This is a genomic window from Geitlerinema sp. CS-897 (assembly GCF_028368005.1).
Taxonomy (GTDB): domain Bacteria; phylum Cyanobacteriota; class Cyanobacteriia; order Cyanobacteriales; family Geitlerinemataceae; genus Baaleninema; species Baaleninema simplex.
In genome coordinates this window covers 1-4,765 of sequence record NZ_JAQNCQ010000180.1, presented here as the reverse complement: position 1 = coordinate 4,765, position 4,765 = coordinate 1, and the positions used below count along the sequence as shown (strand labels likewise).

Below are 4,765 nucleotides of genomic sequence, written 5' to 3'. Positions count from 1 at the left end.
CTGGCTCGGCCTTGGCTTTTTTCCGATTAGACAAGCTCACTTACCCACTGGCTTCTCTTTCTCTTTTAGCTTGGCGACTTGTCCTGGCTTGTGCCATCCCCCTTTCGTCGTACTTTGGCCGTTACGCTAAACAGATACTCATCTTGGAGATGCCGGGGATCTGGAAATTGAGTGCGCCCAATTCGATGAATTTACATAATTGAGATGCACCCGAATGAAAGTTACCAAAGCCCGAGGCTTTTATCTCGGAAATCTGGCTGTAAAATGGCAACAAAAATATCACGGATGGACAGCAGAAGAAGCTTGGTTTATTTTAACGAACTTACCCGATCTCAAGACCGCTCTCGACGCTTACACTCAACCTATGGGAATTGAAGAAATGTTTCGAGATTTTAGGCTCTTCCGAACTTACTATGCAAGAAATCGCTGAAACCCTTACAGGGAAAGAGTTTTTGCTAAACTGTATAAAAAGTCTGCTCAAATCGCGAAATTCCTTTCCAGATATAGGCTACAAGCATTTACCCTACACACCAAGGTCGGAAGAGCCAGATTTTAAAAGTGGTGGCAACAATCTCGAAGATACCCACGTCCGAGGCAAGCGCTTAGTTGCCTTGACTTTATTGATGACTTTAGCTTACGCCAGCGACATCTTCCACGGTGAATTCGTTCGTCGAAAAGGCGTCAATTCTTATGTCAATCGTCCCTCGGAAAAAGGGCGTAAATATCCGAGATACAGTCATTTTTATACGGGAAACTGCGCCCGAGCTTGGCTGCACTCTCTCACCGTGTTTGCTGAAGAAGCACAACAATTTCTGACTGAACGTATGCCCCCACAAACGAGTAAATTATCGCCAAGGTCAAAGGGCTATAAGTCTTATCCAGTCTGCTTTCTAGCCTTCTTGTCACCCCCACAGGTTCGAGCGTTATCTACGCCGTAGTCGAGGGCGTTTCCACCGACTGCTGTACCTGGGGTTGGAATTGGAACAGCGAGTACACCACATCGCGGCGAATATCGATCGTCATTTCCAAGAACAACTCGTATCCTTCGCTCTTGTACTCGATGAGGGGGTCTTTTTGCCCGTAACCGCGCAAACTCACCGACTCCCGCAGCGCGTCCATTTGCTGCAAGTGTTCTCGCCAAAGCGTATCGATCCGTTGCAAAATAAAGAAGCGTTCCGCTTGGCGCATTAACCCCGGCTGAATGCGTTCCACTTGCGCTTCTTTGATGTCGTAAGCAATGCGAACCTGTTCGTGGAGGAAGATTTTAATTTCTTCGACTGCCATGTCTTCCAACTGGCTGGGTTCGAGTTCGTCGAGTAAGTAAACGAACTGCTTGACTTTATCGATGAGTTTGTCGAGGTTCCATTCTTCCGTAGGCAGTTCCGGGTTAATGTACGCATTGACGATATCGTCCATCGTCATTTCCGCGTATTCGATGACCCGCTCTTTCAAATCCTGCCCTTCCAGCACCCGGCGGCGTTCGGCGTAGATGGCGCGACGTTGGTTGTTCATCACCTCGTCGTACTCGAACACCTGTTTCCGAATGTCGTAGTAGTAGGTTTCGACTTTCTTTTGCGCTCCTTCGAGCGATCGCGTCAGCATTCCCGACTCGATGGGCATATCTTCCTCAACGCGGAAGGCATTCATCAATCCCGCCACGCGATCGCCGCCGAAAATCCGCAACAGGTTATCTTCCAAACTGAGGAAGAATCGCGTCGAACCGGGGTCTCCTTGGCGTCCGGCCCGTCCGCGAAGCTGGTTGTCCACCCGACGAGACTCGTGACGTTCCGTTCCGATGACGTGCAGTCCCCCGAGTTCCACCACCTCGTTATGTTCCTCAGAAGTATGGCCTTCGTAGTGGTGTAAAAGCTGGTTGTACACCTCCCGCAGTTTTTGCACCACCGGGTCTTCAACCGGGGCTTTTTCCGCCGCCGTCGCGATGCGTTCTTCAGCTTCCAACTCCGGTAAACTGCGATCGCCGTACTCCTTTACCGCAAAATCGACCATTTCCTTGAGTTGCTGTTCCAACTCCGGGGTCAACTCCACCGGGAAGATTTGCGAGGAAGCTTTCCAGGTTTTCGGTTTCGTAGCGGTGTCGAAGCCTTTGGCTTTGCTGCGGCCTTTGCTACCGGGAACCTTGCGGGAGGCGAAACTTCCTTCTTCGTCTGGACGCGCCAAGCGAGGCATGAAGTATTCCCGCAGTTTCAACCGCGCCATATAGTCCGCGTTCCCGCCGAGAATAATGTCCGTTCCGCGTCCTGCCATGTTGGTGGCGATCGTCACCGTGCCTTTGCGTCCGGCTTGGGCGACGATTTCCGCTTCCCGTTCCACGTTTTCCGGTTTCGCGTTGAGCAGGTTGTGGGGAACGTTCAACTGACTCAGCAGGCGCGACAGCACCTCCGATTTTTCCACGCTCGTCGTTCCCACCAGTACCGGACGGCCTTTTTCGTGCATTTCCGCGCATTCTTGAGCGACGGCTTTCCACTTGGCCGGTTCAGTTTTGTAAACCACGTCTGACAGGTCTTGTCGACGGAGGGGGCGGTTTGTGGGAACCACCGTGACGCGGAGGTTGTAAATCTTCTCGAATTCCGATTCTTCCGTTTTCGCCGTTCCCGTCATCCCCGCCAGTTTCGGGTACAGCAAGAAGAAGTTTTGATAGGTAATCGTCGCCAGGGTTTGGGTTTCCGGCTGGATGTCGAGTCCTTCCTTCGCTTCGATCGCCTGGTGTAAGCCGTCGCTCCAACGGCGTCCCGGCATTACCCGTCCCGTAAACTCGTCTACGATGACCACATCGCCATCACGCACGATGTAGTTGACATCTTTAATAAAGAGTTCTTTAGCTTTGACAGCGTTGAAAACGTAGTGCGCCCAGGGATCGTCGGGATCGTACAAATCGCTGACACCGAGCAACTCTTCGGCTCGAGCGAACCCTTCGTCTGAGAGCAGGACGTTACGGGCTTTTTCGTCCACTTCGTAATCTTTCGGGTCTTCTTCCGTTCCCCGAAGCAGTTTCGCGGCGACTTCAGCGGCGCGGCGATATTTCTCGCTCGGACGTTCCACTTGACCCGAGATAATCAATGGAGTGCGGGCTTCGTCAACGAGTACCGAATCCACTTCGTCGATGACGCAGTAGTTAAAGGGACGCTGCACGACCTCTTCCATCGAAGTAGCCATATTGTCCCGCAGGTAGTCGAATCCCAGTTCGGAGTTGGTGCAATAGGTAATATCGCAGGCGTAGTTACGACGGCGTTCGTCGGGAGTCATCCCCTGCTGGATCAGTCCCACCGACAGCCCTAAGAAGCGATGGACTTGTCCCATCCATTCGGCGTCGCGGCGGGCCAGATAGTCGTTGACGGTGACGACGTGAACGCCTCGCCCTGAGAGGGCGTTGAGATAAGACGGAAGGGTTGCCACCAGGGTTTTACCTTCCCCGGTTTTCATTTCGGCAATTTCCCCTTGGTGCAGGACGACGCCTCCGAGAACCTGTACGTCGAAGTGACGCATTCCCAAGACGCGCCGGGAGGCTTCCCGAACCACCGCGAAGGCTTCGGGTAAAATTTCCTCGAGCAGTTCGTTGAGTTCGTCGTCGGATGTCGCTTTCTCGAGTTGTTGCTTGAACTGAGACGTTTTCCCCGCCAGCTCTTCGTCCGAAAGCGGCTGCATCTCTTCCTCAAAGAGTTGGACTTCCGTAACGAGGGGTTGGAGTTTTTTGAGCTTGCGGGTGTTGGGATCGCCGAGCAGTCGTTTAAGCATAGCCAGATAGAGAAAGCGTGTGTCGAACCGTCTGCAACCGCACGCCTCAACTCCCACGAGTGGGCGTTGCGTCTGAAGGTTAATGTTAAGGACGAATGTTAATTTACGTTCATCGTACCATTTTGATTTGGTACGGCACAGAAACGAAAGGGCGGGTTTTCCCACCTGCGGGGGTTATTCGGCCGGGCCGGAGTTGGATTTGATGAGAACGGGTCGGTCTAAGCAGGTGAAGTTCACCACGTCGGCGGGGGTTTGTTCGGAGGCGTTGAGGTCGTCGTCGAGAACGCCTGCGATTTTGAGGGCTTTGGTAACGAGTTCGGAACAGAACAGCCGCGAGAAGTCTTCTTGATTGCTCAAGCCGAGGCGATCGAACAGGTCGATTCCCGACCCCATGACTTGAACGAAATCGTAAGGGACGCGCTGGTTGTGGGTTTCTCGTAACCAGGCTTCGGTTTGAGTTTGGCCTTCTGGCGGTAAGGGGTTTTTGAGGGGAACCCACCAGACGGAACCGTCGTAGAGAAGGGCGCGTTTGGAGAGCCAGTTGAGTTGGACGCCTTTGATAATTTCGCTGACGGAGGCTTCGTGATGTGAAATTTCCGTGGTGGATTCGACCACCATGACGCTTTCTCCAAACCCTCCACTCAATCCCAGTCTTAAGACAATACCGACGTGAGAGTACATCGAACCGGTTCCCCATTTGATTAAGTCAGAAAAGCCGGTGTTGCCGGAAAAGGCGATGACATCTCCGGTTTTCATCTGGGGTCGGTGTTGTTCGTAAATCGAGAGAACGCTTTCTTTGCGAAAGGTTCTGCCAAAGGCGGCACCGAGTCCTCCCATTCTTCCTCTTCTCTGTATACGACAGACCGATGATACCTTGACATACTCCCCAGCCTGAAGGCGTGGGGATTCTCCAGACCTCACGGTTCTAGATTTCTGGTTCGGCGACAACCCTTACTACCCATTGTTGCCAATAAGTACCAGAGGGGTTTATCTCCCCAGACGTTTTCCCCAT

The 4,765-nt window shown here is 52.7% G+C and carries 5 protein-coding genes; 3 read left to right on the top strand and 2 right to left on the bottom strand.

Going from position 1 to position 4,765, the window contains the following annotated elements:
• From POG22_RS11200 to POG22_RS11190, 3 genes are all read left to right on the top strand, one after another.
• On the top strand, positions 1–203 hold a 203-nt coding region (locus tag POG22_RS11200; RefSeq protein ID WP_498905287.1), incomplete at its 5' end, for a hypothetical protein.
• A gap of 11 nt (positions 204–214) precedes the next feature.
• Positions 215–430, top strand: a complete 216-nt coding sequence (locus tag POG22_RS11195; protein WP_498905286.1) for a hypothetical protein — start codon at positions 215–217, stop codon at positions 428–430.
• Positions 414–938 carry a hypothetical protein gene (locus POG22_RS11190; RefSeq protein WP_498905285.1) on the top strand — a complete coding sequence of 175 codons (525 nt, stop codon included), beginning with the start codon at positions 414–416 and terminating at the stop codon, positions 936–938. Before POG22_RS11195 ends, POG22_RS11190 begins: the two co-directional genes overlap by 17 nt.
• Here POG22_RS11190 and secA read toward each other — a convergent pair.
• Positions 928–3,753 carry a preprotein translocase subunit SecA gene (secA, locus tag POG22_RS11185; RefSeq protein ID WP_498905284.1) on the bottom strand — a complete coding sequence of 942 codons (2,826 nt, stop codon included), beginning with the start codon at positions 3,751–3,753 and terminating at the stop codon, positions 928–930. The two genes, POG22_RS11190 and secA, sit on opposite strands and share 11 nt — an antisense overlap.
• A 174-nt stretch (positions 3,754–3,927) precedes the next feature.
• The gene (locus POG22_RS11180) at positions 3,928–4,590 is read right to left on the bottom strand and encodes a C40 family peptidase (protein WP_017661689.1); all 663 of its coding nucleotides are present in this window, start codon (positions 4,588–4,590) and stop codon (positions 3,928–3,930) included.
• Positions 4,591–4,765 lie beyond the last annotated feature (175 nt).

Excerpts from the sequence above, each read along its gene's own strand:
- POG22_RS11195 (WP_498905286.1), top strand. The coding sequence starts at position 215 with ATGAAAGTTACCAAAGCCCGAGGCTTTTATCTCGGAAATCTGGCTGTA.
- secA (WP_498905284.1), bottom strand. The coding sequence starts at position 3,753 with ATGCTTAAACGACTGCTCGGCGATCCCAACACCCGCAAGCTCAAAAAA.
- POG22_RS11190 (WP_498905285.1), top strand. The coding sequence starts at position 414 with ATGCAAGAAATCGCTGAAACCCTTACAGGGAAAGAGTTTTTGCTAAAC.
- POG22_RS11180 (WP_017661689.1), bottom strand. The coding sequence starts at position 4,590 with ATGGGAGGACTCGGTGCCGCCTTTGGCAGAACCTTTCGCAAAGAAAGC.